This window comes from Brevibacillus dissolubilis (assembly GCF_006170445.1).
GTDB classification, from domain to species: domain Bacteria; phylum Bacillota; class Bacilli; order Brevibacillales; family Brevibacillaceae; genus Brevibacillus_B; species Brevibacillus_B dissolubilis.
In genome coordinates, this window is record NZ_VCNA01000005.1 from 280,137 (window position 1) to 306,571 (window position 26,435).

Annotated in this window: 24 protein-coding genes; 22 read left to right on the forward strand and 2 right to left on the reverse strand. The window is 51.3% G+C overall.

Going from position 1 to position 26,435, the window contains the following annotated elements:
• Positions 1 to 154 precede the first annotated feature (154 nt).
• The 9 genes from gpr (at position 155) to FGI41_RS12275 (ending at position 9,545) form a co-directional block, all read left to right on the forward strand.
• Entirely contained in the window at positions 155 to 1,264 is a 1,110-nt protein-coding gene (gpr, locus tag FGI41_RS12235) for a GPR endopeptidase (RefSeq protein WP_139490428.1), read from the forward strand.
• Between the two features lie 150 nt (positions 1,265 to 1,414).
• Positions 1,415 to 2,056 carry a hypothetical protein gene (locus FGI41_RS12240; protein WP_139490429.1) on the forward strand — a complete coding sequence of 214 codons (642 nt, stop codon included), beginning with the start codon at positions 1,415 to 1,417 and terminating at the stop codon, positions 2,054 to 2,056.
• A gap of 104 nt (positions 2,057 to 2,160) precedes the next feature.
• On the forward strand, positions 2,161 to 3,345 hold the full coding sequence (gene spoIIP, locus FGI41_RS12245; protein ID WP_139490430.1) for a stage II sporulation protein P: 1,185 nt from the start codon (positions 2,161 to 2,163) through the stop codon (positions 3,343 to 3,345).
• Between the two features lie 8 nt (positions 3,346 to 3,353).
• Complete coding sequence (locus FGI41_RS12250; protein ID WP_139490431.1) at positions 3,354 to 3,659, forward strand: DUF3679 domain-containing protein; 306 nt, start codon at positions 3,354 to 3,356, stop codon at positions 3,657 to 3,659.
• Between the two features lie 181 nt (positions 3,660 to 3,840).
• Entirely contained in the window at positions 3,841 to 4,812 is a 972-nt protein-coding gene (locus tag FGI41_RS12255) for an ABC transporter ATP-binding protein (RefSeq protein WP_139490432.1), read from the forward strand.
• Positions 4,813 to 4,824: 12 nt separating this feature from the next.
• On the forward strand, positions 4,825 to 5,802 hold the full coding sequence (locus tag FGI41_RS12260; RefSeq protein ID WP_176560251.1) for an ABC transporter ATP-binding protein: 978 nt from the start codon (positions 4,825 to 4,827) through the stop codon (positions 5,800 to 5,802).
• Between the two features lie 102 nt (positions 5,803 to 5,904).
• Positions 5,905 to 7,542: an ABC transporter substrate-binding protein gene (locus FGI41_RS12265; protein ID WP_139490433.1), complete on the forward strand. Its 1,638-nt coding sequence runs from the start codon at positions 5,905 to 5,907 to the stop codon at positions 7,540 to 7,542.
• An 83-nt stretch (positions 7,543 to 7,625) separates the two neighbouring features.
• Positions 7,626 to 8,630 carry an ABC transporter permease gene (locus FGI41_RS12270; RefSeq protein WP_139490513.1) on the forward strand — a complete coding sequence of 335 codons (1,005 nt, stop codon included), beginning with the start codon at positions 7,626 to 7,628 and terminating at the stop codon, positions 8,628 to 8,630.
• Between the two features lie 15 nt (positions 8,631 to 8,645).
• Positions 8,646 to 9,545 (forward strand): ABC transporter permease, encoded by a 900-nt coding sequence (locus FGI41_RS12275; protein ID WP_139490434.1) that lies wholly within the window; start codon positions 8,646 to 8,648, stop codon positions 9,543 to 9,545.
• A 122-nt stretch (positions 9,546 to 9,667) separates the two neighbouring features.
• Here FGI41_RS12275 and FGI41_RS12280 read toward each other — a convergent pair whose 3' ends face one another.
• A complete protein-coding gene (locus tag FGI41_RS12280; RefSeq protein WP_176560252.1) occupies positions 9,668 to 10,471 on the reverse strand; it encodes an alpha/beta fold hydrolase in 804 nt (267 codons plus the stop codon).
• 185 nt (positions 10,472 to 10,656) lie between these two features.
• Here FGI41_RS12280 and FGI41_RS12285 point away from each other — a divergent pair, with 185 nt between their 5' ends.
• The 3 genes from FGI41_RS12285 to FGI41_RS12295 all read left to right on the forward strand — a co-directional run bounded on the left by FGI41_RS12285 (position 10,657) and on the right by FGI41_RS12295 (position 13,726).
• On the forward strand, positions 10,657 to 11,748 hold the full coding sequence (locus FGI41_RS12285) for a M24 family metallopeptidase (protein ID WP_139490436.1): 1,092 nt from the start codon (positions 10,657 to 10,659) through the stop codon (positions 11,746 to 11,748).
• A 307-nt stretch (positions 11,749 to 12,055) separates the two neighbouring features.
• Complete coding sequence (locus tag FGI41_RS12290; protein ID WP_255298443.1) at positions 12,056 to 12,580, forward strand: sigma-70 family RNA polymerase sigma factor; 525 nt, start codon at positions 12,056 to 12,058, stop codon at positions 12,578 to 12,580.
• The gene (locus FGI41_RS12295) at positions 12,581 to 13,726 is read left to right on the forward strand and encodes a hypothetical protein (protein WP_139490438.1); all 1,146 of its coding nucleotides are present in this window, start codon (positions 12,581 to 12,583) and stop codon (positions 13,724 to 13,726) included.
• A 75-nt stretch (positions 13,727 to 13,801) separates the two neighbouring features.
• On the opposite strand, the gene FGI41_RS12300 is transcribed toward FGI41_RS12295, so the two are convergent.
• Positions 13,802 to 14,506 (reverse strand): VOC family protein, encoded by a 705-nt coding sequence (locus FGI41_RS12300; protein WP_139490439.1) that lies wholly within the window; start codon positions 14,504 to 14,506, stop codon positions 13,802 to 13,804.
• Positions 14,507 to 14,726: 220 nt separating this feature from the next.
• Between FGI41_RS12300 and lepA the strand changes: the two genes are divergently transcribed.
• The 10 genes from lepA to FGI41_RS12350 all read left to right on the forward strand — a co-directional run bounded on the left by lepA (position 14,727) and on the right by FGI41_RS12350 (position 26,433).
• Positions 14,727 to 16,553: a translation elongation factor 4 gene (lepA, locus tag FGI41_RS12305; RefSeq protein ID WP_139490440.1), complete on the forward strand. Its 1,827-nt coding sequence runs from the start codon at positions 14,727 to 14,729 to the stop codon at positions 16,551 to 16,553.
• Positions 16,554 to 16,727: 174 nt separating this feature from the next.
• Entirely contained in the window at positions 16,728 to 17,873 is a 1,146-nt protein-coding gene (hemW, locus tag FGI41_RS12310; RefSeq protein ID WP_139490441.1) for a radical SAM family heme chaperone HemW, read from the forward strand.
• Positions 17,874 to 18,048: 175 nt separating this feature from the next.
• Positions 18,049 to 19,080 carry a heat-inducible transcriptional repressor HrcA gene (gene hrcA / locus FGI41_RS12315; protein WP_139490442.1) on the forward strand — a complete coding sequence of 344 codons (1,032 nt, stop codon included), beginning with the start codon at positions 18,049 to 18,051 and terminating at the stop codon, positions 19,078 to 19,080.
• 93 nt (positions 19,081 to 19,173) lie between these two features.
• Positions 19,174 to 19,743: a nucleotide exchange factor GrpE gene (gene grpE, locus FGI41_RS12320; RefSeq protein ID WP_139490443.1), complete on the forward strand. Its 570-nt coding sequence runs from the start codon at positions 19,174 to 19,176 to the stop codon at positions 19,741 to 19,743.
• Positions 19,744 to 19,799: 56 nt separating this feature from the next.
• A complete protein-coding gene (gene dnaK, locus FGI41_RS12325) occupies positions 19,800 to 21,638 on the forward strand; it encodes a molecular chaperone DnaK (protein WP_139490444.1) in 1,839 nt (612 codons plus the stop codon).
• 116 nt (positions 21,639 to 21,754) lie between these two features.
• Positions 21,755 to 22,894 (forward strand): molecular chaperone DnaJ, encoded by a 1,140-nt coding sequence (dnaJ, locus tag FGI41_RS12330; protein WP_139490445.1) that lies wholly within the window; start codon positions 21,755 to 21,757, stop codon positions 22,892 to 22,894.
• A gap of 38 nt (positions 22,895 to 22,932) precedes the next feature.
• Positions 22,933 to 23,871 (forward strand): 50S ribosomal protein L11 methyltransferase, encoded by a 939-nt coding sequence (prmA, locus tag FGI41_RS12335; protein WP_139490446.1) that lies wholly within the window; start codon positions 22,933 to 22,935, stop codon positions 23,869 to 23,871.
• Between the two features lie 17 nt (positions 23,872 to 23,888).
• Positions 23,889 to 24,620 (forward strand): 16S rRNA (uracil(1498)-N(3))-methyltransferase, encoded by a 732-nt coding sequence (locus FGI41_RS12340; RefSeq protein WP_139490447.1) that lies wholly within the window; start codon positions 23,889 to 23,891, stop codon positions 24,618 to 24,620.
• 23 nt (positions 24,621 to 24,643) lie between these two features.
• The gene (gene mtaB / locus FGI41_RS12345; RefSeq protein WP_139490448.1) at positions 24,644 to 26,002 is read left to right on the forward strand and encodes a tRNA (N(6)-L-threonylcarbamoyladenosine(37)-C(2))-methylthiotransferase MtaB; all 1,359 of its coding nucleotides are present in this window, start codon (positions 24,644 to 24,646) and stop codon (positions 26,000 to 26,002) included.
• Positions 25,999 to 26,433: an NUDIX hydrolase gene (locus FGI41_RS12350; protein ID WP_139490449.1), complete on the forward strand. Its 435-nt coding sequence runs from the start codon at positions 25,999 to 26,001 to the stop codon at positions 26,431 to 26,433. Before mtaB ends, FGI41_RS12350 begins: the two co-directional genes overlap by 4 nt.
• Positions 26,434 to 26,435 lie beyond the last annotated feature (2 nt).

Consider the following 26,435-nt stretch of genomic DNA (forward strand, 5'->3'; position numbering starts at 1 on the left):
TTGTCACCTCCTTAAAACAAAAACGCAAAAAGCAATGAATACAACAGAACATATTCTAGCATTTAACGGGACGTATTGCAAGAACGCTTTGAGAATAATTTTGCCATGTATGAAGAACCTAATACGTAAGAATGCCAAAAGGAGGAGCTTACACATGGCAGAAACACATAATATCGACCTCTCCGGCTATAGTGTGCGTACAGACCTTGCAGTCGAAGCACACGCGATGGCGGTGGAGAGAACCAATGAAAGTGATATCCCCGGAGTCTTTTTGCAGTCCGATGATAACGAGTCAGGCATCAAGGTGACCCGCCTGAGCGTGCAGAGTGAAGAGGCAGGCAGACAGATCGGCAAGCTCCCCGGCAACTATATTACCATTGAAGTACCGAAGCTGCGCGACAACGATACCCAGCTGGAGATGGCTGTTGAGAAGCGCTTCGCAAAAGAATTCCGCCGTTTCCTCGAGGAGCTGGGGCTGACTGAGGATAAGCGCGCGCTCGTCGTCGGTCTTGGCAACTGGAATGTCACACCGGATGCACTTGGACCGATGGTGGTCGAGAACCTACTCGTCACCCGTCACCTGTTTCAATTGGCTCCTGAGACGGTTGGGGACGGCTACCGCGAAGTAAGCGCACTCTCCCCGGGGGTGCTGGGGATCACTGGGATCGAGACCAGCGAGATCGTGTTTGGTGTAGTTGAAAAAAGCAAGCCTGATTTCGTGATCGCGATTGATGCTCTCGCTTCCCGTGCCCTGCATCGTGTCAACACAACCATCCAGATCGCGGACACCGGTATCCATCCAGGTTCAGGTGTAGGCAACAAGCGCAAAGCGATCGACAAACATACATTAGGAATTCCTGTTATTTCTATTGGAGTACCTACCGTTGTGTTTGCCTCGACCATTGTGAATGACGCGATTACCTACATCATGGGTCACTTCAATCAATCCATGCAGGAGAGCAGCCGTCCGTTCAACCGCCTGTCCGCAAGCAGCCTCCCAGAGCGCAAGGAGCCTTATACCGAAGCCGATCTGCCGGGCATGGAGCAACGCAAAACCTTCATGGGTCTCGTCGGCACGCTTTCTGATGACGAAAAACGCCAGCTGATCAGCGAGGTACTTCGTCCACTCGGCCAGGAGCTGGTGGTGACACCGAAGGAAGTGGATGATTTTATGGAGGGAATCTCCAACATCGTCGCGCAAGGATTGAACAGTGCGCTGCATCGTGCGGTGAATCAGGATAATGTAGGGGCGTATACGCACTAGATAGATACAGTAAAAAGGTAGCTGTAAACGGAATTGGTTTACGCTACCTTTTTTGTTATTTCGATTACTAGGATCATCTGTTGTGAAACCAATCTTAAAAAATTTCGTAATCTAAAATGAGTTTAAGCAAATAGAGAGGTGTGTAAAAATTTGGATACGATTTCTTTTTCTGATTGCATAGTAATTTTGGGAGGAATTATTGGACTGGCTACATTTTCGACTAAACTATATTCCAACCACGGTGTAATTGAAAAATATGACATGGGGGTGAGGCTGAATTCTTTTGTTCCAGCATTCGTATATATAACTGCGGCCACGCTTCTATTGTTATTATTTTTCGTAAGAGGTGGAGATTTATTAATAGTTATACCAGCAATACTTATTTTGCTTTTTTGTATGTTTCTAGATATCGGAAGCTGGAAAAGTCGAGGACGTAAAAAAGCAATGATATATTCAATTTTGTATCTCATAGCCCAGTGTATTATATCTTATGGGATGATTTCAGATACCTCTGGTATGTTAGGTCCGTTCGGTTTAGTATACGGAACGTTTTCTGTCTTAGTATGTATTATGTTCGGAGTAGCAAATCTCAGCATCTACATGAATGAAAAAGACATAGAGAATCGAAGGTTTGTCACTTTTATCCTGACCGACAATTCCCTTCCATTCAAAGCTAAGATACTCACCAGAGATAAACAAGGCGATTTCCTAGTGATCAAAGAAGGGGAACCCGATTGCGAGTACTCTATCTCAGCCGCAAGCGTAAAGGAAAGAAGATACGATAGGGAATAAAATAAAAACAAAAGATATTAATTTACTAGGGTTGCCGTTCTACCTTCTCTATGACGCGCATAGGATAGACTATCAAGCGCAAAGTCTGACAAGGAGGGTACGAGATGGCAACCCTTTTGCAACGCCACTTTGTTCTACTGTCTGTCGGCACGGCCCTGCTGTTTTTGCTTTGTGGAGCGCTGGTTACGGACAGTTCCAAGGACATGTTCAAATCATCCACGCTCAACCGCGCCACGAGTCATGTCTCCAGCCTGACCCTGATCAATCTGCTTGGCATGGAAATCCCGGCTTTCCATAAAACCGTACAAGCTCAAGTCGAACCACAAACCACTACAACCTCCAGTTTCTTTTTTCAACTGGCCACCGGGATTCATCCGGGCGATCTGCGCAGCCTGCTTGGACGCGAGCTGCCGGGACTGCTCACCTATGACGACGCCCGTATCCTCGTAAAAGGCAAAGACTTCGAGCTGGCCGACCTCTATGTCGAGTCACCGGCTCCCGCTCACACCGTCATCGAGATGCCAGAGACACCAGCCCCCGCAGAAAAACCGACGGAGACTCCAAAACCTGCCGACGACAAGCCAGCTGTCCCAATCGCCCCCGGTGATTCCAAGAAAAAGAGCGTCTTCGTCTACCACACCCACAACCGCGAATCATGGATCGGTATCTCGAAGCCTGCTCCTGCCACCGACTCCATCGACCACCCGAGCCAGAACATCACCCTCGTCGGCAAAAAGCTGGGCGAAGCGCTCAGCGCCAAAGGCATCGGCACACAAGTCAACACCGATGACTTCTATCAGAAGCTTCTCGACAACGGCAGAAGCTATCCATTCTCCTACGCCGAGTCACTCAAAGCCGTCCGCGCTGCCACCCAGCAGAACCGCGATCTCAAATTCTACTTTGACCTGCACCGCGATTCCAACGGCACCCGCGAGAAGACCACCGTCAAGATCAACGCCAAAAACTACGCCCGCCTTCTGTTCGTCGTCGGAACCCGCAACAAAAACCATGAGCAGAACGAAAAATTTGCCCGTGAGCTGCACGCGCTCATGGAGAAGAAATACCCGGCCCTCTCCCGTGGGATTATTGCGAAAACGGCAAGTGAAGGCAACGGCGAGTATAATCAGTCCATCTCACCGGGCAGTCTGTTAGTAGAGGTGGGAGGCACCCACAACACGATCCAAGAATGCTATAACACAGCAGAAGCCTTTGCTGATGTGTTCGCCGAATACTACTGGCAGGCAGAGGAAGTCAGCAAGACCAACAGCCAAAAACCCGACAAGAGGTGAGATACACGATGAATGTAACGCTTCGATTTGTAGGCATGCTTACCATTCTCCTTGTCGGAGTTGTACTCGGACTGCAGACAGCAGAAAAAGGAATTTATAAGGTTGACGGCTTGCCCGAACAGAAACCACAAACTTTTTACATAAAGAAAATCGACAAGGGGCAAGTCGAAATTGCGGTAATGGGAAAAGAAGTAAAAGCCAAACCGCAACAAGTCGTAAATTACGTGAGTGAAACGGGAACCTCTATTGGCGGCTGGATTAAAAACAGCGTAAAATCTACGGTTGATTGGTTTTCTCAGTTTTTTCAACCTTGAGTTCGTCTATTGACGTGCTTGGGGTTGTTTTTTTATTTTTTATAAACAAAAAAAATTGGGTCAAGTTAGATTTGTGTGAATAATATGTGTTGCGCAAAAAAGAAGTTAATGGCATAATGTTGGAAGTTACCTAACATGTAGAAATGTTCAAAAAATTCTTCGGTAAGAGGGGTGCGCCCTATTGTCACAGTCTATTTTGCAGATTGAAAACCTCCAGACGCACTTTTTCACAGACCGGGGCGAGATTCCAGCCGTTGACCGCATCAACATCGAGGTCAAGCAAGGAGAGATTCTCGGGATCGTTGGCGAATCCGGCTGTGGAAAGAGTGTAACCTCCCTTTCCGTCATGCGACTCGTCCCGAACCCGCCCGGTAAGATCGTCGGGGGCAAAATTTTGTTCAAAGGGGAAGACCTCGCAGCCGTCAGCGAGAAGCGAATGCAAGAGATTCGCGGTGACCGTGTCGCGATGATCTTCCAGGAGCCGATGACCTCCTTGAACCCTGTTTATACCATTGGCGACCAGATCGGCGAGACTGTTCGTTTGCATAGGAAGCTTTCCAAGAAAGAAGCCAAAGTCCATGCGGTTGAGATGCTGAAAAAAGTAGGTATTCCGCGTGCCGAGCAGATCGTGGATGAGTATCCGCACCAGCTCTCCGGCGGGATGCGTCAACGCGTGATGATCGCGATGGCGATGGCCTGTGATCCAGAGCTCTTGATTGCAGACGAGCCTACGACCGCTCTGGACGTAACGATTCAGGCGCAGATCCTCGACCTGATGGTTAAGCTCAACAAAGAATCCGGCACCGCCATCATGCTGATCACCCATGATCTGGGTGTAGTCGCTGAGATGTGCCACCGTGTCGTCGTCATGTACGCAGGCAATGTGGTGGAGGAAGGCTCGGTTCGCGATATCCTCAAAGATCCGAAGCACCCGTACACCCAAGGCCTCCTGAACTCGATTCCGAAGATGGATGAGAAGTCAGACCGTCTGTACTCGATCCCAGGCAACGTGCCGATCCCAGGTTCCCTACGTGAAGGCTGCCGCTTTGCACCGCGCTGTGAGCACGCTACAGACAAGTGCCGCGTGGCTATGCCGGAGCTGATCGAAGTGAAGCCGGGGCACCAATCCCGCTGCTGGCTTAACGAAGCCTAACCCGAAAGGAGCATGCAAGTGGTTGAAGATCTACTCACCGTCACCCATCTAAAAAAATACTACCCAATCACAGGCGGCGTCCTCGGGAAAGTCGTCGGTCAGGTCAAAGCCGTCGATGACGTATCCTTCAGCGTCAAAAAAGGAGAAACGCTCGGTCTCGTAGGAGAGAGCGGCTGTGGTAAATCTACCACCGGACGATCGATCCTGCGCCTGATTGAACCGACAGAAGGGCAAGTGCTCTTCGAGGGCAAAGATGTCACCAAGCTCAGCAAAGAAGAGATGCGCCTGATGCGCCGCGATATGCAGATCATTTTCCAGGACCCATTCGCCTCGCTCAACCCGCGTCACACCGTCCGCAAGATTCTGGAAGAACCGCTCTTGGTTCACGGAATCGGCGACAAAAAAGAGCGTGAGAAGCGCGTCGATGAACTCTTGGAGGTCGTCGGTCTCTCCAGCTACCACGCCAGCCGCTTCCCGCACCAGTTTTCCGGCGGTCAGCGTCAACGGATCGGGATCGCCCGTGCCCTGACGCTCAACCCGAAGCTGATCATCTGTGACGAGCCGGTGTCCGCACTCGACGTATCTGTCCAATCGCAGATTTTGAACCTGCTGCAAGACCTGCAGCGCGATTTTGGACTGACCTATGTCTTCATCGCGCATGACCTGAGCGTTGTGCGTCACATCAGCGACCGTGTCGGCGTGATGTACTTAGGCCGGATCGTGGAGATGGCTTCCAAGGATGCCCTCTATGAAAAGCCGCTTCACCCGTACACACAGGCACTCCTGTCTGCTGCACCGAATCCTGACCCGGATGCCAAGCGTGACCGCATCATTTTGCAAGGAGATCTGCCAAGCCCGGCTAATCCGCCGTCTGGCTGTACCTTCCGCACCCGCTGCCCACTGGTCAAAGATATCTGTATGTCAGCACGTCCTGAATTTAAGGATGCAGGCAATGGGCATTTTGTCGCTTGTCACTTATACAATGAGTAATAGCTCATGTTTTCCAAAAACAGCATGTTAAGGGCGGAGCTTACTTCGGTAAGAGTCGTTCTTCATGAAAATACAAAAAAAGTAGAACAAGGGGGAACCTTCATGAAAAAGCGTACGTTGGGTACCGCTCTCACAAGCGTACTCGCACTTTCAATGGTTCTGACCGGCTGCGGCGGCAACAGCGCTGAACCGGCTAACAGCACCAAGGAGCAACCTGCTCAAGAAACCAAATCCGGTGACAAAACGATCATCGTAGGCCGCGGCGGCGACTCCGTAGGTCTTGACCCAATCCGTGAAACAGACGGTGAGTCTGCAAAAGTAACGGAAAACATCTTCGATACCTTGGTTAGCTACGAAGAGACCAGCACCAAGGTTATACCGGGACTGGCTGAGAGCTGGGAAGTATCCCCAGACGGCCTGACTTACACCTTCAAGCTCCGCCAAGGTGTTAAATTCCACGATGGCACTGACTTCAACGCGGAAGCAGTTGTATTCAACTTCAACCGCTGGATGGATAAATCCAACCCGCTTTATGACAAAGAAGGGTTCGAATACTACAACGACATGTTCGGCGGCTACAAAGGCGACAAAGACCACGTGATCGCTTCCGTCACTGCAAAAGACGCCAACACGGTAGAAATCAAGCTGAGCCGTCCACAAGCTCCATTCCTGCAAAACCTTGCAATGTGGTGCTTCGCGATCGCGTCACCTGACGCGCTCAAAAAATACGGTGAGAAATTCACTGAAAACCCAGTGGGTACCGGTCCATTCAAATTCGTTGAGTGGAAGCGCAATGACTCCATCACTCTGGAGAAAAACCCGAACTACTGGAACCAAGGCTTCCCGAAACTCGACAAAGTTATCTTCAAAACCATTCCTGAGAACTCCGCACGTCTGACTGCGCTGCAAGCAGGCGAGATCGACCTGATGGACGGCCTCAACCCTGAAGACGTGAAAACCGTAGAAGAAAATGCAGATCTGCAACTCTTCAAACGTCCTTCTATGAACGTTGGCTACCTCGGCTTCAACGTTGAGAAGAAACCATTTGACAATCCAAAAGTGCGTCAAGCGATCGGTCATGCGATCAACAAACAAGGTCTGGTAGATGCATTCTACGCAGGTCTGGGTGAGCCGGCTACCAACCCAATGCCACCATCCCTGTGGGGCTTCAACGATCAAATCAAAGACCGCGAGTACAACCTCGACAAAGCGAAGCAACTCCTTGCTGAAGCAGGCTTCCCTAACGGCTTCCAAACCACTTTCTGGGCAATGCCAGTACCACGTCCGTACATCCCAGACGGTCCTAAAATGGCAGAAGCTATGCAACAAGACTTCAAGAAAATCGGTATCGACGCTAAAATCGTAACCATGGAGTGGGCTACTTACCTCGACAAGACCAAAGTGGGCGAACAAGACATGTTCATGCTCGGTTGGACTGGCGACAATGGTGACCCTGACAACTTCCTCTCCGTCTTCTTCAACAAAAACAACATCGGTGGTAACAACCGTTCCCGCTACGCAAACGACGAGCTCCAAGGTATCCTCATGAAAGCTCAAGCAGAACCAGACCAAGCGAAACGTGAAGAAATGTACAAAAAAGCTCAAGAGATCGTATTCAACGAAGTTCCTCTGATCCCGCTTGTACACTCCACACCTCCACTTGCTGGTAAAAAAGGCATCACTGGCTATGTACCACATCCAAAAGGTTCTGAGAGCCTGGAGAAAGTAGATATCCAATAATTCGCTACAACAGACACAAGGGGTAAGAGGAGCGACCCTCTTCTTACCCTTTTTATTACGCAAAGGAAAGCGAGGCGATGGCTATGCTAGCCTATACCGTACGCCGCATGCTAATGCTCATCCCCGTTTTGTTGGGAATGTCTATCGTCGTATTCTCGATCATCCACGCCATCCCGGGCGATCCGGCGCAAACCATTTTAGGTGAAAGAGCTACACCGGAAGCGATTGAAGATTTACGCGAACAGCTTGGTTTGAACAATCCATGGTATGTGCAATATTTCAGCTACTTAGGTCAGGTTGTTACCGGGGACTTGGGCGTATCTCTGCATAGTAAATCAGAGATTTCGACCGAGATCGTCCCTTATCTGGCAGCAACCGTTGAATTAACGATTTTTAGTATGATCTTTGCCGTATTTGTCGGCGTCAACGCAGGGATTATCTCTGCCTGGAAACAAAATTCTTGGTTTGACTACATCTGTATGCTTATGGCCCTAATCGGCGTATCTATGCCAATCTTCTGGCTCGGTCTGATGGAGCAATGGTATTTTGCCCAAGAGTTAAAATTGTTGCCTTCGGTAGGCCGCGATAATCCGCGCGATGCCGTCGAAGCAATCACGCACTTGTATATTGTTGATACGATCCTGCAAGGCAGATGGGATCAATTAAAAGATGTCCTGCAACACCTGGTGCTTCCAAGTATCGCACTTGGCACGATTCCGATGGCAATCATCGCCCGGATCACCCGCTCCAGCATGCTCGAAGTCATGCGTTCTGACTATATCCGTACCGCACGTGCGAAGGGGCTTGGTCAATTCATCGTCGTGTACAAGCACGCGCTGAAAAACTCCCTGATCCCGGTACTGACCATCGTCGGTCTGCAGACAGGGGCACTCCTGGGTGGTGCGATCCTGACCGAAACCATCTTCGGATGGCCGGGCGTAGGGCGTTACATCTATACAGCGATTGGGAACCGTGACTATCCGGTCATCCAGTCTGGTATCCTCGTAGTCGCTTCGATTTTCGTCATGATTAACCTGGTGGTCGACCTGCTGTACGCCTATGTCGATCCACGTATCAAATACCGCTAAGGAGGAGGAAAACCTATGGCTCAAACCGTTACCCAAACCAACAATGTCCCAGTCAAGCCGACGCAGGAAACTGCCTCCTCTCCTTGGCGTGATGCTTGGAAAACGCTTCGCAGGAACAAAATGGCCCTCGTGGGGTTTGCCATCATCTTGTTCTTTATCCTCGTCGCGGTTCTTGCACCATGGATCGCTCCTTACGCGTATGACGAGGGTTCACTTACTGACCGTAACCTGGCTCCATCTGCTGAGCACTGGTTCGGTACCGATTACAATGGACGTGATGTGTTCTCCCGTATCGTCTACGGGGCACAGATCTCCCTGTGGGTCGGCTTCTTCTCAGTTGTCGGTTCCATCATCGCCGGGACGTTCCTTGGTCTGATCGCCGGTTACTATGGCCGCTGGACCGACACTCTGATCTCCCGTGTGTTTGACATTATGCTGGCATTCCCAAGCATCCTTCTCGCGATTGCGATCGTGGCGATCTTGGGGCCATCTCTGCAAAACGCGCTGATGGCGATTGCGATCATCAACATCCCAACCTATGGCCGTCTCGTACGCGCTAAGGTATTGAGCCTCAAAGAAGAGGAATTCATCATGGCAGCCCGTGCGATCGGGATGAAGGACTCCCGTATCCTTTTGCACCACATCCTGCCGAACAGCTTGGCTCCGATCATCGTCACGGGTACACTCGGTATCGCTTCTGCGATCATCGAAGCGGCTGCACTCGGCTTCCTTGGTCTCGGTGCCCAACCGCCAGAGCCAGAGTGGGGCAAGATGCTGGCGGACTCCCGTCAGTACATTCAAAAAGCTCCATGGACGGTTATTTTCCCAGGTCTGTCGATCATGCTGACCGTGCTTGGGTTTAACCTCGTAGGGGATGGCTTGCGCGATGCGCTTGACCCGCGGATGAAGAACTAAAGTAACGATTAGCATGAAGCACTTTTCTTGCTGATCCCAACACAAAGAACCGACTGCAGAGAAATGATTCTCTATAGCCGGTTCTTTTTTACATGTCCGATTCAGTTTCGTATCATCCAAGCTTAGATCAGCTCAACGGACTGTCTGCCAAGCACTCGCTCCTCTACAAACTCCCCAATCAACCGATTAAACTCCTCTGACTCATGTGTCACCAACTGATGCTTCGCTCCCGCCACAAATCTCAGCTCTGAATTCGGCAGATGATCACGAAGAATCTCCCCATAATGATGCATCGAATAATCCCTCGCCCCATACAGCAGAAGCACCGGCGTTTGGATCTCCCGAAGCCGTTCGGTACAATTAAACACATGCCCCGCCTGATAAAGCCGATGAAGCGACTGTGAATCGGTTTTATTAAAATGCTCCATCCAAATCTTCCGCTCTTCATGATCGGCGATGTGAGTCCCGGTGATTCCGCGGGCAAACAGGGGAACGGTATCAGCATTGCTCAACAGCTCAGCCAGCCAGTACTCGCTCTCCAAGGTGAGATTATTCACCTCCGAATACCCTCCGACCAGGATCGCCCCAGAAAAGCACTCCGGATAGGACAGCAGGCATTCCAAAGCGATACAGGCCCCTTGGGAATAGCCGCAGAGCACGACATCCTGAAGCTGTAGCGCTTCGATCAGGTCGTGCAGATCATCTGCCACATCGCGGATCGTGAACACCTCTCTCGCCGGGGTGCTGTCCCCATGTCCGCGCAGATCAGGGATCAGCAGGCGATATTTGTGGGCCAGTGGTTCTTGGCGGGAAAAGTTGATCGAGCCAATCCCCGGTGCGTGGATAAACAGGATGGGCTGTCCACGGCCTTTGTCGATATAAGAAAGCTTCGCGCCGTCGCGCAGCGTGACAGCTGGTGCGGTCATGATGAGACACCTCCATGGCTGTAGTTTTTGCGACCAGAGGCAAAAACTTGCATGGAAGCGATAGGAGCACAACGCTTTTTGTCCGAAATCGCTTGCTTTTTCTCCTTCTTTTTTCCACGAAGAAGTGGTATCCTCACAGTAAATAAAAAAGATTCTATCAACCAAAGGAAAGTAGGGTGTAAGTGATGACCTCATCCCGTTTTGACCGTTTATATACGTATTTGAATGAACAGCAAGTGGACGCGATGTTGATCACATTGCCGAAGCATGTGTATTACCTGACTGGTTTTTTGAGCGACCCACATGAGCGTTTTCTGGGACTGGTTGTGCCGCGTGAAGGTGAGCCGACCCTGATCGTGCCTGCACTTGACCGTGAAGCGGCAGAAGCGGCGTCTTCTGTGAAGCAGATCGCCACCCATACCGATACGGAAAATCCGTACGATGTACTGCGCCGCACCCTGCCAGCCGGAACCAAGGTGCTTGGTCTGGAAAAAGGCCACCTGACTGTCAACCGCTATGAAGCGATCTTGGAGAGCATCGGGGCAGACCGCTATGTCGATATCGACGCAGTGCTGCGCGACATGCGTCTGCTCAAGACTCCGGAGGAAGTAGCAGTGATCAAGCGTGCCGTGGCGATTGTCGAGGATGTGCTGCGTGCCGGGCTGAAAAAAGTAGCGGTCGGTGTAAGCGAGATCGAGATCGTCGCAGAGCTGGAGTACCAGATGAAAAAGCTGGGCGCAGAAGGCCCGTCCTTCTCCACCATGGTGCTGGCTGGTGAAAACTCCGCACTCCCGCATGGCAATCCGGGCGAGCGCAAGATTCAGGCAGGAGAGCTATTGCTCTTTGACCTTGGTGTCTACGTCGACGGCTATGCGTCCGACATCACCCGTACGTTTGCGGTAGGTGAACTCAGTGACAAGCAAAAAGAAATCTACCAAGCCGTACTGGATGCCAACCTCAAAGCGATCGAGCGCGTCCAACCGGGAGCAACTCTTGCCAGCCTCGACCAGGCCGCACGCGAGCATATCACAGCAAAAGGCTATGGCGAATACTTCATGCACCGCTTAGGTCACGGCATGGGGCTGGATGTCCACGAGTACCCGTCCGTACATGGGCAAAACCAAGAAACCCTGCGTGCAGGCATGGTCTTTACCATCGAGCCGGGGATTTATCTCCCAGGTGTCGGCGGTGTCCGCATCGAGGACGACGTGCTGGTGACGGAGAACGGGGTAGAGGTGCTGACTACGTTCCCGAAAGAATTGACTGTGATCGGGTAAGACAGAGTTCATCTAGCTTCTGCATTGCAAAATGGCCTAGGGTTCATGGCGGCCTTAGGCTATTTTACCGACTTCACCAAACGTACCGATTTCACAAACAACATCGAGATTTGCTTCACGCACGCTGCTATGGGTAGCGTGTTTTTTATTTATTTCAGATATTTCTGGTGTAACAAAATACGCCCGGCCGCATCTATACATACGAGACCGTTGATCTGACAGGCAACACGGCACCATGACCGTCTAGAGTGCCCACAGATCAGCGCCATGCATGGTAAAGTCACAAGAAAGGGGTGGACGTACCCACGTGGAGAATGTTCATCGTTTGCAACGCACCGAGACCGCTGATTTTGATCAGGTCATGCGGGAAAATGGGACGAAGGTGCTGCGCTTGGTAACGTTATTTGTAAAAAATCAGGCAGTGGCCGAAGACATCACCCAAGAGGTGTTTCTCAAGGTATATAAAAATCTGCCCTATTTTCGGGGGGAATCCTCGATTCAGACATGGGTGTACAAGATCGCGGTGAATGAGAGCAAAAGCTACCTGCGCTCGTGGTCCTTCCGCAATATCTTTGCCAAAGACGAGATCGAGCAGGAGAGCGGACAGAACGTGGAGGATGAAGTGATCGGCAAAGCCAACCGGGAGACGGTGGCAGAGCTGGTGCTGAAGATGACACCGAAGTATCGGCAAGTCATCGCGCTTCGGTACTACGCAGATCTGAGCATCAAGGAGGTGGCTGTTGCGCTTGGGGAATCGGAGGGATCGGTACGTACGAGGCTTCACCGCGCTCGCGCCCAACTGAAAAAATTAGTGGAAAAGGAGGGACTATAGATGGACAGCGACCAAAGGTTCGAGCAATCCCTGCAACGTCTCAAGGACGAAGCCGACAATTCCGTACTCAAGCAAGTGTTTTTCACAGAGGAGATGGAGCAGAAGATTAAGAACAAAATCGCCAAAAGCAAGCGACAGCGCTCCTACTGGCTCAAAGGCTCCGGCTTAGTGGCGTGTCTCTGCCTGCTGCTGGTGCTCGGAAGCAATTCCGGCTGGTGGACACTGACGGGCATAGACTCTGGCAACCATGCATCAGGCGTGGGAACAGATGCAGACCATACTGGAGCATCTGGTGGTGACGAACCCCCATTAAGCTTTGACCCGCCTGTCCCAACCGAACGCCATGCGTGGGAACTGTCGCCAGCGACTACCTTGCCGAGTGGGAATGTGATGACGTTCTACGGCTCCGATCTGATGGAGGTTCATTTTCTCACGGACAGTGTCAACCTCTATGCGGGGAATGATTACAAGACCCGTGTCGTCCTGCGCGGATTTTTTCCAGAGACGCTGCAATATCGCTGGGTTCAAGAAAAAGGGGAACGATGGGCAATCGATGATGTCGGGGTGAAGCAGAACCAGACGCAGGCTGAGTTTAACCGAAACACGTATTTCAGCCAACCAGGCAAATGGCGCATGGAAGTCTACAAAGAAAATAAACTCTACAGCTTCATTGTCGTCGACGTCAAAGAGAAAAGCGAAAAATCCTTCGACATCAAAGAGGCTACCGTGCTGGCTCGGCAATACTTCGCGAGCGACGCGTCCTTCACCAAGATGGGGCAGCCTCGCTATGGCAGCATCGAGATTTTTGGCATAGACGGAACCACTGAGCAGAAAAAAATCTACGGCTGGGCCGTCATCCGCTCCTTCCATGATAAGAAGAACGGAGAAGTAACCATCAATCAGGCACTGGACGCTCCAGTCGTCCTAGATGTCGCCTACAACAAGAAGAACTACCGTTATGAAGTCCAGCACATGACCATCATGGAGGACAAAAATCTGTACTTCGCCGATATGCAGAAACTCTTCTCGGCCGATGCCTACATGACCGCACATTCCTACTTGAAAAATCCGGCTGAGCTGGAACAGATGATCCGCCGTGTTGAGCAGGATGTCATGCAGGCAGCACGTGATCAGGCTCTGCATTAATCAAAAAAAGTAGTGTCAACCAGGCATTTCCACCTGACATTGACACTACTTTTTTACTATGATAGAAGTATTCACTTATTTCTCTTCGCTGTCGCTTTGTGCATAGATCTTGCTGTAATCGGTCTTATCCATCAGCACACCGCGCGGCTCGAAATACCCGAAGCCGTACTCCTCGCTTGATTCAATGCGGAAGGATGCATTACGCAGAGGCAGGATCGCGCAGATCATATTGGGATAGTTGACCGTGGTGGCAGGGGTGCCAAGCAGTTTTTCGAGCAGCTGCATGTCAGCGGTAAATGTGGTGGTACGCAGGATGGCTGCTTGTGGGAAGCCGGCAGGAGTTGTGCGTTTTTTGCTGTATTGTACGAACCATGGCAAGTGTGGGTATGTGCCGAGCATCTGGAATTGTACCTGTTCACCGGATGCGAGGTCGGTCATCTCCTGTACGCCTGTCAGTTGTACCGGATACTCCTCTTCGGTCAGCGCGTTTTTGACATGGTTGATGTTGTCCGTTTCGAGGATCATCGCGTAGTAGCCCTCTTCTTTTTCATCGAGGAACTGTTTGAGTGCGAGGCCGCCTTCATTTTGGGTCAGCTTGCTTTCATCTTCTATGTATGCTACTTCTAAGAAACCGCCGCCGGGAAACGGATATACGTTGGTAGCTACACCCGGAAACGATTTACCGGAAGCCACCTTTACCATTTTGCGTTCTTCCTGCAGGTGACGATCTACTTCCTCAGGGGTCTTGGTCGCATAGACGAGACGATCTAATTGAAACATGCTATCTCTCCTTCAACGTCGCTTGTATCATCCAATGTACCATAATCGCCGGATGAGTGCGAGAAGTTATGCGCTTTCATGGAAGGTTTATCCTTGTCTGATGCATCATTTGTTGCCGAGTGGAGAGGGCTTTGATATAATGATTCTTAGTGCATTTTTTTACTGAACGACTTCATAGTACGTGGTGGACTTGCCTCCATCGCGTGGGAGGGAACGACGAATGGATCGCCTTGAAAGACAGAAAAAAATCCGCAATTTCTCTATTATCGCTCATATTGACCACGGGAAATCCACGCTCGCAGACCGCATCCTCGAACTCACTGGTGCGTTGACCGCCCGTGAGATGGAAGACCAGTTCCTTGATACGATGGAATTGGAAAGAGAACGCGGGATTACGATTAAATTGAACGCTGTGCGCTTGAACTATAAAGCGGATGATGGTGACGAGTATATCCTGCACCTCATCGACACTCCGGGTCACGTCGACTTCACGTACGAAGTATCCCGAAGCCTTGCCGCTTGTGAGGGCGCGCTCCTGGTAGTCGACGCTGCACAGGGGATTGAGGCACAGACACTGGCCAACGTATACCTGGCACTCGACAACAATCTGGAGATCATCCCGGTGATCAACAAGATCGACCTGCCAAGCGCAGAGCCTGAGCGCGTCAAAGGCGAGGTAGAAGACGTCATCGGTCTTGACTGCTCTGACGCTTGTCTCACCTCTGCCAAAGCAGGCATCGGGATCAAAGACGTATTGGAAGCAGTCGTCAAAAACGTACCGGCGCCAACAGGCGACCCGGAAGCTCCGCTGCAAGCTTTGATTTTTGACTCGTATTTCGACCAGTACCGCGGTGTTATCGTATCTGTCCGCGTGATGAACGGTACGCTTCGCAAAGGCATGAAAATCAAGATGATGGCTACCAATGCCGTCTTCGAAGTAACCGAGGTAGGTACGTCCACACCTCGCCAAACCCCTGTCAATGAACTGACCGTAGGCGACGTAGGCTATCTCGCCGCGTCTATCAAAAACGTAGGCGATACCCGTGTCGGTGATACCGTAACCGAAGCGACCCGTCCTGCGGTAGAACCACTGCCAGGTTACCGCAAAATCAACCCAATGGTATTCTGCGGGATCTACCCGATTGAGACCAACCAGTTCAACGACCTGCGTGAAGCACTCGAAAAACTGCAGCTCAACGACGCATCCCTGCAATTCGAGCCAGAGACCTCTCAGGCCCTCGGCTTTGGTTTCCGTTGCGGCTTCTTGGGTCTTCTGCACATGGAGATCATCCAAGAGCGTATTGAGCGTGAGTTTAATATCGACATCATCACCACCGCGCCAAGCGTAATCTACCGCATCACCCAGACCAACGGCGAGACCTATGAGATTGATAACCCGTCAAAAATGCCGGAAATCCAAAAAATCGACTTCATCGAAGAGCCATATGTAATCTCTACCGTCATGGTACCAAAAGATTACGTAGGTGACGTTATGCAGCTGTGCCAAGGCAAACGCGGCGAGTTCATCGACATGCAATACCTCGGCGAAAACCGCGTGCAGCTCAAGTACAACATGCCGCTCTCCGAGATCGTCTACGACTTCTTCGACCTGCTCAAATCAGGTACCAAAGGCTATGCCTCCTTTGACTACGAGATGGCTGGCTACAAGCAATCCAAGCTGGTGAAGATGGACATTCTGCTCAACGGCGAGACCGTCGACGCGCTGTCCTTCATCGTACACAAAGATACGGCATATCCACGCGGTAAGGTCATCTGCGAAAAGCTCAAAGAACTCATCCCGCGCCAGCAGTTCGAGGTGCCAATCCAAGCTACCATCGGTCAAAAGGTTGTAGCGCGTGAAACCATCTCGGCTATGCGTAAAAACGTTCTTGCAAAATGTTACGGTGGTGACATCTCCCGTAAACGTAAGCTCCTCGAAAAACAAAAAGAGGGTAAGAAGCGTATGAAAGCGGTTGGTTCCGTTGAGGTTCCACAAGAAGCATTCATGGCGGTTCTGCGCATGGACGACAACAACGGCAAGAAATAAAAAATGGTGCGGGAATAACCACCCGTACGTTCACCGACCTGACGAGGCATGTTACGCCTGCCTGTCAGGTCTTTCACTTATGTTGCGGTTGCGCCGAGGTTCGGCCATAGCGTACCGCCGACAGCCGTCTTTTGCGGCATTCCGCCTACTTTTTACCAGACAGGAGGGGAGATCGTGCCCCCAACATCCGTATATATGCATATCCCGTTTTGTACCAACAAATGCTACTACTGTGACTTCAACTCCTTCGTCACCAAAAACCCGCAGCTCGTCTGGGACTATCTCGATGCGCTGAAGAATGAGATGAAGCTTACCTTTGAGCAGACCCCGGTCGAAGAGGTCAAAACCATCTTCGTCGGTGGCGGCACACCAAGCTATCTAGAGCACGACCAGATGAAGTACTTCCTTGAAGCCGTGCAGGAGCATCTGGGCCGCTATTTTGCCAGCGATATCGAATTCACGATGGAAGCCAATCCCGGTACGACCGATGTGGAGAAGCTTACCATCATGCGAAGCTTCGGGGTGAACCGTCTGAGCTTTGGTGTCCAGTCTTTTGACAATGCCTTGCTGGAGCGGATTGGCCGCATCCACGACACGGACGCAGTCTATCGCAGTATCGACAATGCCGTGGCCGCTGGATTTAGCAACATGTCGATCGACCTGATGTTCGGCCTGCCTGATCAGACGATGGAGACCTTTGCTGAATCTCTGAATAAAGCACTAAAGCTCCCGCTGACCCATCTCTCATCCTATGGGCTGAAGGTAGAGGAGAACACGCTCTTCCACACCCTCTATCAAAAAGACCAGCTCCCCCTCCCAACCGAGGAACAGGAACTGGAGATGTATCTCTACCTGATCGAGACACTCGAAAAGCACGGTCTGCATATGTATGAGATCAGCAACTTCGCCAAACCAGGCTGTGAGAGCCGCCACAACAAGACCTACTGGCTCAACAACGACTACTATGGTCTGGGTGCAGGCGCCCACGGCTATGTCGGCGGACAGCGCCATGTCAATGCCGGGCCGCTTGCGATCTACCTGCAAAAGGCCAAAGAAGGTCTGCCGCGTGTGGACGAATATAGGATCAGCACCAAGGAACAGATGGAAGATCAGATGATTCTTGGCTTGCGTCTGCGCGAAGGTGTCGATCTTGCACGTTTCCAAGCCCGTTTTCATAGAACGGTAGAGGATGAATTCGGTGCCATCGTCACGGAACAAAAGGCAAAAGGGATGCTCGAAGAAGTGGACGGACACCTGCGTCTGACCGAGCAGGCGATCCCGCTTGGCAACGAAGTTTTCGCTTGTTTTTTAAGAGAATAAGAGAAAAAACCATAAATTTTACCAAATTATCAATAGAAGCGTGCGACAGACATTGACAAACGCACAATCTATTGATAATTTTATAATAGGATTTAGCACTCTACGTAAAAGAGTGCTAACAAAATCCGAAACCGTGTTTTGGATCAGACGTATATAGTAGGGAGGCTTGTGACCAATGCTTTCTGACCGACAACGTTTAATTTTGAACGCCATCATTGACAACTACATTCGTTCGGCTGAACCCGTTGGCTCCCGCACGATCTCGAAACGCGAAGATGTCGGATTCAGTTCAGCCACCATCCGCAATGAAATGTCGGATTTGGAGGAACTGGGCTATCTGGAGCAGCCGCACACGTCAGCAGGACGGGTGCCGTCGACAAAAGGCTACCGCTTTTATGTCGATAACCTGATCACCCCGATGTCGCTTAATACCGACGAGGTGGGCAATCTCAAGCAAGTCTTTGCTGACCGGATCATCCATTTTGAACAGGTGATCGAGCATACCGCATCGATCCTTGCGCAGATGACTAACTATACGGCCATTGCGTTTGGGCCGGAGATTTTCGAGCATCGCTTGCGCAGTATCCAGATCATCCCGCTCAACGAACGTCAGGCGGTTGCGATCATCGTGACCCACACCGGACGGGTCGAGAACAAGCCGATTGACCTTCCACCGGGCATCCACCCAGGGGAGATCGAGAAGCTGACCAACATTTTGAATACCAAGCTGATGGACACCCCGCTCTCGCAACTGCGTCACCGCCTCTATGAAGAGGTAGCCGCCGAGATGAAACAGCATGTCGAACAGTATCAGAACATGCTGCAAGCCATCGAAGGCACGATGCCGGCAGAATCCAGCGAGAAGATGTTCCTGCGCGGTACGACCAAAATCCTCGACCAGCCGGAGTTTCAGGATGTGGATAAGGTCAAGGATATCCTCCAGCTCTTCGAGAGCAATCAACAGGTGCATAATCTCTTCCACACAGGCAACAGTCACGGGCTGCAGATCCGGATTGGCCAGGAAAATGATGTGGATGCCGTAAAGAATTGCAGTATTGTCACCACATCTTACTACTATAATGGCAAGCCGGTGGGAACAATAGGTATTCTGGGGCCAACCCGCATGGAATACGGCAAAGTGATTTCCCTGCTCGACTATCTGGCACAAGGATTATCCAAGATCCTCACAAACGAATTCGAAAAGTAAATCCAAGCAAAGCACCCTTGAACATGAGTAAGCGGTGGGCAGACACGCTCTGCCCCCTTACATAGACAGTGCTGTGATTAGGAGGTAAATACGTTGAGTGAAGACAAAACGACAGTCGACCCGACACAGGACGACTCTCAAGTAGAAGAAACTGCTGCGGACACCCAGGGGGAAGCTACTTTTGAAGTGGTGGAAAAGAGCGCAGAAGAGCTTCAAGCCGAAGTAAATCAGCTCAAAGCCCAGCTCGAAGACGCGAACAGCCGCATGCTCCGCACACTCGCGGACATGGATAACCTGCGCCGCCGTGTACGCAAGGAACAGGAAGATCAAGCGAAGTACGCTTCGCTCAAAGTGGTAGAAGCACTGCTTCCTGCACTGGATAACTTCGAGCGCGCCCTGTCTGTTGACAAGGAAACCGCTTCTGTCGATGCTGTCCTGACTGGTGTCAACATGGTATACCGTCAGATGGTGCAAGTGTTCGAGCAAGAAGGTCTGGCTGTGATTGAAGCCAAAGGCCAGCCGTTCGATCCGCATCAGCATCAAGCGGTGATGCAGGCAGAAGACCCGAACTTCGAGTCCGGCGTCGTCGTCGAAGAACTGCAAAAAGGCTACAAATTCAAGGACAGAACCATCCGTCCTGCCATGGTAAAAGTAAATCAGTAACCATTACTCATATATCAAAATCACAGAATGCAATGATCTAAGGAGGAACCTCAATTATGAGTCGCGTAATTGGTATTGACCTTGGTACAACTAACTCTTGTGTAGCTATCATGGAAGGCGGCGAGCCAGTCGTTATTGCCAACATCGAAGGCAACCGTACCACGCCATCTGTTGTAGCATTCAAAAACGGTGAGCGCATCGTCGGTGAAGCAGCAAAACGCCAAGCGATCACCAACCCAGACAACACCGTCATCTCCATCAAGCGTTACATGGGTACCAACCACAAAACAACGCTCGAAGGCAAAGAATATACTCCACAAGAAATCTCTGCAATGATCCTGCAAAAGCTCAAAGCAGACGCAGAAGCATACCTCGGTGCACCTGTAACCCAAGCGGTTATCACCGTTCCTGCTTACTTCAACGACAGCCAGCGTCAAGCAACCAAAGACGCAGGTAAAATCGCAGGCCTCGAAGTTCTGCGTATCGTCAACGAGCCGACCGCAGCAGCACTCGCATACGGCCTTGAGAAAAACGAAGACCAAACCATCCTCGTATATGACTTGGGCGGCGGTACCTTCGACGTATCCATCCTCGAACTCTCCGAAGGCTTCTTCGAAGTAAAAGCAACCTCCGGTGACAACAAGCTGGGTGGCGACGACTTTGACCAAGTGATCATCGACTACCTCGTAGCTGAGTTCAAAAAAGAGAACGGGATCGACCTCTCCCAAGACCGCATGGCGCTCCAACGCCTCAAAGATGCGGCTGAAAAAGCGAAGAAAGACCTCTCTGGCGTTCTGACCACCACCATCTCCCTGCCGTTCATCACAGCAGATGCGACTGGTCCAAAACACTTGGAGCTCAACCTTACCCGTGCCAAATTCGAAGAGCTTTCTGCTAACCTCGTAGAGCGCACCATGGGTCCTACCCGTCAAGCACTCAAAGACGCTGGTCTGCAACCGGGCGAAATCAACCGCGTCATCCTCGTTGGTGGTTCTTCCCGTATCCCAGCGGTACAAGAAGCAATCAAGAAGTTCCTCGGCCAAGAGCCACACAAAGGCGTTAACCCAGACGAAGTAGTAGCCCTCGGTGCTGCTGTTCAAGCGGGCGTACTCACTGGTGACGTAACCGACGTCGTTCTCCTCGACGTAACTCCACTCTCCCTCGGGATCGAGACACTGGGTGGCGTATTCACCAAGCTGATCGACCGCAACACGACAATCCCAACAAGCAAATCCCAAGTGTTCTCTACAGCAGCTGACAGCCAGACTGCAGTAGATATCCACGTACTCCAAGGTGAGCGTCAAATGGCGTCCGACAACAAAACCCTCGGCCGTTTCCAATTGACTGACATCCCACCAGCACCACGCGGCGTACCACAAATCGAAGTATCCTTCGACATCGACGCCAACGGTATTGTTAACGTACGTGCGAAAGACTTGGGCACTGGCAAAGAGCACCGCATCACCATCACTTCCAACTCTGGTCTCTCCGATGACGAGATCGAACGCATGGTAAAAGACGCGGAAGCGAATGCGGAAGCGGACAAACAACGCCGTGAACAAGTGGAAATCCGCAACGAAGCAGACCAACTCGTGTTCCAAACCGAGAAAACCATGAAAGACCTCGAAGGCAAAGTAGATCAAGCTGAGATCGACAAAGCCAACGAAGCCAAAGATAAATTGAAGAAAGCTCTCGAAGGCGGCAACATCGACGAGATCAAATCCGCTAAAGATGAACTCTCTGAAATCGTGCAACAGCTGTCCGTAAAACTCTACGAGCAAGCGGCTCAAGCACAACAAGCAGCACAAGGCGGCGCTGACGCAGATCAAGGCGCATCTGCCAACAAAGACAACGTAGTAGATGCTGACTACGAAGTGGTAGACGACAAGAAATAAGATAGTAGGATAGCAGAAAGAGAGTCAAAGTCAGGTTTCTTATGGCTTTGACTTTTTTTCTGATAGAAGACATGATATGATAACATCTGATTGTTTGGAAACGGGAGGATTGAAGCATGAAGCGGGACTACTACGAAGTGCTGGGACTAAGCAAGGATGCCTCCACAGACGATATTAAGAAGGCCTATCGGAAACTTGCCCGTCAGTACCACCCAGACGTCAATAAAGAAGCAAATGCAGAAGAAAAATTCAAAGAGGTCAAAGAAGCCTACGATACTCTCTCTGACACTCAGAAAAAAGCCCAATACGACCGTTTCGGTCACCAAGACCCGAACCAAGGCTTCGGCGGTTTCGGCGGCGGCGGTGCCGGATTTGACGGCGGCGGCTTTGGCGATATTTTTGATATGTTCTTCGGCGGTGGTGGACGCCGTTCCAACCCGAACGCACCACGTAAAGGCGCCGATTTGGAATATGCATTGACGATTGATTTTAAAGATGCAGTCTTCGGCAAAGAGCAGGAGATCGAGATTCAGCGTGAAGCAGAATGCGACACCTGTCTTGGCAGCGGGGCGAAAGCAGGCTCCAGTGTCGAAACCTGTAATGGTTGTCACGGCAGCGGTCAGGAAGAACAAGTGGTTAACTCCCCATTTGGTCGTATCGTCAACCGCCGTGTCTGCTCCAAGTGTCAAGGGAAGGGTAAAGTCGTCAAGGAAAAATGCCCAACCTGCCGTGGTGCAGGTCGTGTGAAGGTGAAGCGCAAGATCAATATCAACATTCCAGCAGGTATTGATGAAGGCCAACAAATGCGCATCTCCGGCGAAGGCGAACCAGGTGCCAACGGTGGACCGTCTGGTGACGTATACATCCACTTCCGCATCCGCAAGCATGACTTCTTCAAGCGCGAAGGCGCGGATATCTATTGCGATTATCCGATTAATTTTGCTCAAGCCGCTCTTGGCGATGAAGTAGAAGTGCCGACCGTTGACGGGAATGTGAAATTAAAAATTCCTGCAGGTACACAGACCAGCACGGAATTCCGCCTGCGCGGCAAAGGGGTACCGCATCTGCGAGGCTCAAGCCGTGGCGATCAGTATGTCCGCGTCAAAGTAGTGACTCCGACCAAGCTGACAGACCGTCAAAAGGAAATTCTCCGAGAATTCGGAGGTATGACGGAGGGCAACAGCACACAAACTGATAGTAATCATTCCGAAGATGGCTTACTTGATAAGATCAAGCGGGCTTTCCGCGGTGAATAATTGTTTTTTGTCATTCAGGATGGGAGATGGTAGACAGAATGAACTGGTCAGAAATTAGTATCCATACAACAGCAGAGGCAGTGGACGCAGTAACCAATATCTTATATGAAGCAGGTGCCAACGGGGTGGTAATCGAAGACCCCGAGGTGCTTGGCCGTGAGTGGGATACGACCTACGGTGAAATCTACCACCTCTCTCCTGATGATTTCCCGGCAGAAGGCGTCATCGTCAAAGCTTATTTGCCAGTAACCAGCTATCTCGGTGAGGCAGTTGATGGGATCAAGACGCAGATCAATGCGCTTTTGACCTATGGACTCGATATCGGGAAAGCGACAATCACCACCACCGAAGTCCACGAAGATGACTGGGCGACCGCTTGGAAAAAGTACTACAAGCCAGTCAACATCTCGGCGCGCATCACGATCACCCCGATCTGGGAAGAGTATGTGCCAAAACATGCAGATGAGCTCATCATCGAGATGGACCCAGGCATGGCGTTCGGTACAGGGACACACCCTACCACCGTATTATGTATTCAAGCGATCGAGAAATATATCACCGAGGGAGACCGCGCGTATGACGTCGGTACCGGTACAGGTATCCTGAGTATCGCTGCAGCGAAGCTGGGCGCTTCTCACATCGATGCCTTTGACTTAGACGAAGTGGCTGTCCGCTCGGCTCAATCCAATATCAAGATCAACAAGGTTCACGATAAAATACACGTCAGACAAAACAATCTGCTCGACGATATCAACGAGCCGGTTGAGATGATCGTCGCCAACATTTTGGCAGAAGTGATCGTCCGCTTCACTGACGATGTATACCGCTTGCTCAAGCAAGACGGTACCTTCATCGCATCCGGTATCATCGGTGCGCGTGAGCAAGACGTGAAAAACGCACTCGCCAAGTCCAATCTGGAAGTCGTGGAAACACTTCACATGGAAGATTGGGTAGCCATCATCGCAAAAAAACGATAAAATAGTGGGGTTACATTATGCAACGATATTTTGTCGATCCAGAGCAGTTTCATGAGCGTGAGGTAGAGATTACCGGTGATGATGTGCATCACATCGTCAAGGTCATGCGCAGTGAAACAGGCGAGGAAATCATCGTCTGCGACGGTACAGGCCGGGTCGCACGGGTCCGCCTGAGCGAGTTGTCCAAGGAGCTGGTCCGCGGCGAGATCGTGGAGCTGTTGGATGAGCAGCGCGAATTGCCGATTCGTGTGACGATTGGACAAGGTCTGCCGAAAGCCGACAAAATGGAATGGATACTGCAAAAGGGTACGGAGCTTGGGGCGTACGCCTTTTTTCCTTTTTCATCAGAGCGTACCATTGTTAAGCTGGATGAGAAAAAAGAAGGGAAAAAGCTGGAGCGCTGGCGCAAGATCGCCAAGGAAGCGGCTGAACAGGCCCACCGCGCGATTGTCCCACAGCTGTTGTCCCCGGTTTCTTATAAACAGCTTCTCAAAGAATTCGAGAAGTACACAGCAGTCGCCATCGCCTATGAAAAAGAAGGCGGAGGCAAGCTCTCTGATGTGCTTCCGACCTTATCAGCAGGCGACTCCCTGCTTGTCTTGATCGGACCTGAGGGTGGCTTCTCCGAAGAAGAAGTGCGTCTCGCCGAACAGGCAGGTGCGAAGTCCGTATCACTTGGACCGCGTATTCTGCGCACGGAGACAGCCAGCCAGTATGTGCTGTCAGCTGTATCCTATCATTTTGAATAAATCTAGAAGGGAGGAGAGCAAAAGTGAGTACTGTTGCTTTCCACACACTGGGCTGCAAAGTTAACAGCTATGAGACGGAAGCGATCTGGCAGCTGTTCAAACAGAACGGTTATGAGCGCGTGGAGTTTGAGACTGGCGAAGCAGATGTTTTCGTCATCAACACCTGCACCGTGACCAACACAGGCGATAAGAAAAGCCGCCAAGTGATCCGCCGTGCGATCCGTCAGAATCCAGACGCGATCGTCGCTGTTACCGGATGCTATGCCCAAACCTCACCAAAAGAAATCGCCGATATCCCAGGCGTTGATATTGTCGTAGGTACACAAGGCCGCGAGAACCTGATCGAGTACGTCGAGCGAATCCGCCAAGAGCGCACCCCGATCAATGCGGTCACCAACATCATGAAAGCCCGTGAATTCGAGGAGCTGGACGTGCCGAACTTCACCGACCGTACCCGTGCTTCCCTCAAAATCCAAGAAGGCTGCAACAACTTCTGTACCTTCTGCATCATCCCATGGGCACGTGGCCTGATGCGCTCTCGCAAGCCGGAGAGCGTCGTCGAGCAGGCGAAAAACCTCGTGGCGGCAGGCTATCTCGAGATCGTCCTGACCGGTATCCACACAGGTGGCTACGGGGAAGACCTGGAGAACTACAACCTCGCGAAGCTGCTCGTTGACTTGCACCAAGTAGAAGGTCTCAAGCGCATCCGCATCTCTTCCATCGAAGCCAGCCAGATCACGGATGAAGTCATTGAGGTGATCAACAACTCTGATCTGGTCGTGCGTCACCTCCACGTACCGCTTCAAGCAGGTAATGACGAGGTTCTGAAGCGCATGCGCCGCAAATACACCACCGCTGAATTCTATGAGCGCATGGTGAAAGTCCGTGAAGCGCTCCCAGGTGTTGCTCTGACCACTGACGTCATCGTCGGTTTCCCAGGCGAGACCGAAGAGCAATTCCAAGACGGCTATGACTTCATCAAAAAAATCGGCTTTGCCGAGCTGCACGTCTTCCCATACTCCATGCGTACAGGTACACCAGCAGCGCGTATGGAAGACCAAGTACCGGAAGAAATCAAAAAAGACCGCGTTGCCAAATTGATTGAGCTGAATCAAGAGCTTACGCTCGAATACGCTCAACAATTCGTCGGCGATGTACTCGAAGTCATCCCAGAGCGTCCGTTCAAAGAAGATCCAGAGAGCGGTCTGTTGATGGGTTACTCCGACAACTACCTCAACCTCGTGTTTGAAGGAACCGAAGACATGATCGGCAAAATCTGCAAAGTCAAGCTTGACGAAGCAGGCTCCGAGTACTGCAAAGGGACACTTGTCCGCGTCTTGGAATCCGAGCATCTCACCCTCAACCGGAGCGAGGCCGTATGAATAAAAAAGAACTCTCCGCTGGCGGCGTCGTCTACAAGGTAGAGAACGGCACCTATCACTTCCTGATGATCCACGACCGTTTTGGCAAGGTGACTCTGGCAAAAGGCAAGATCGAAGCGGGGGAGACACTGGAAGAGTGCGCTCTCCGCGAGATTCTTGAAGAGACTGCTGTACGCGGCAAGCTTATCGAGCTGCTCGAAGTGGTTCACTACGAATACCAACACGCAAGTACTGGCGAGATGATTGATAAAGAGGTACACTATTATCTGGTCGAAGCCCTCACCGATGAACTCACTGCCCAGGTAGAGGAGATCAACGGTGTCGAGTGGATGCCGGCCCAAGCGGCTTGGCAGGCCCAGCTTACCAAAGGCTACGACAACAACCGAAGTGTCATTCAAAAGGCGCTGTCCTATCTGAAAATCGAGGTGTAGAA